Annotated in this window: 2 protein-coding genes; both read right to left on the bottom strand. The window is 65.8% G+C overall.

Annotated features, from left to right (window positions below):
• Nucleotides 1-189: hypothetical protein (locus EN750_RS40130; protein ID WP_210212797.1), on the bottom strand; the 189-nt coding region annotated here is incomplete at its 3' end.
• A 160-nt stretch (nt 190-349) separates the two neighbouring features.
• On the bottom strand, nt 350-1,244 hold an 895-nt coding region (locus EN750_RS34965; RefSeq protein ID WP_127399325.1), incomplete at its 5' end, for an FAD-dependent oxidoreductase.

Below are 1,244 nucleotides of genomic sequence, written 5' to 3'. Positions count from 1 at the left end.
TTTTCGGAAGGAGTGGTGAGCACCCGGCGCCAGCCGAGCCGCCGGCGGCCAGCACACCGGCCCCCGCGCCCGCACCGGCGGAACCGATGAAGCCAGCCGAACCTGCACCTGCTCCGGCACCTGCAGAACCGGCCCCAGCCCCGGCGCCTGCAGCTCCGGCTCCGGCTCCGGCACCTGCAGAACCGGCACCTGCGCCGGCTCCAGCGCCAGCGCCGGCTCCAGCTCCGGCCAACTGACCGGCTCGATATCAAATACGAACGGCCCGCTGAAAAGCGGGCCGTTTTGTTTGGCGATATCGCTACGTTCGTCATCCTCAGGCTTGACCCGAGGATAACGAAGCGTTGTCGCTTTAGATGTGGATTGGCTTGAAGAACGTCGCCAGCGCCGCCTCCTTCACCGCTTCCGACATCGTCGGATGCGCGTGGCAGGTGCGGGCGAGATCCTCAGACGAGCCGCCGAATTCCATCAGCACCGCCGCCTCGTGGATCATCTCGCCTGCGCCGAAGCCGACAATATGCATGCCGAGCACGCGGTCGCTCGTCTTGTCGGCGAGGATCTTCACAAAACCGTCGGTGTGCAGCATGGCGCGCGCCCGGCCATTGGCGCTGAATGGGAATTTTCCGACCTTGTAGTCGATGCCGGCCTTCTTCAGCTCTTCCTCGGTTTTACCGACCGAGGCGATTTCCGGGCTGGTGTAGACGACGCTCGGAATGACGTCATAGTTCACGTGGCCGGCCTGGCCGGCAATGGTTTCGGCCACCGCCACGCCCTCGTCCTCGGCCTTGTGCGCCAGCATCGGCCCGGCGATGACATCGCCGATGGCATAGATGCCCGGGACATTGGTCGTGAGATGGGCATCGGTCTTGACCCGGCCGCGCTCGTCGACCTCGACGCCGGCTTCCCCGAGCCCGAGACTGTCGGCATAGGCGCGGCGGCCGGTGGCGATCAGCACGGCATCGGCCTCGATCATCTCGGCGGCGCCGCCCTTGACCGGCTCGAAGGTGACGGTCGCACCCTTCTTGGCCTTGGCGACACCGGTGACCTTGGCGCCGAGCTTGAACTCGAAACCCTGCTTTGAAAGCAAGCGCTGGAACTGCTTGGAAACCTCGCCGTCCATGCCGCCCAGGATGGTGTCGAGGAATTCGACCACGGTGACCTTGGCGCCGAGCCGTGCCCACACCGAGCCGAGCTCGAGCCCGATGACACCGCCGCCGACCACCACCAGATGGCCGGGAACCTTATCA

The organism is Mesorhizobium sp. M7A.F.Ca.ET.027.03.2.1 (genome assembly GCF_003999175.1).
GTDB lineage: Bacteria > Pseudomonadota > Alphaproteobacteria > Rhizobiales > Rhizobiaceae > Mesorhizobium.
Note: the sequence above shows the minus strand (reverse complement) of the source record. Positions and strands in the feature narration are given on the sequence as shown.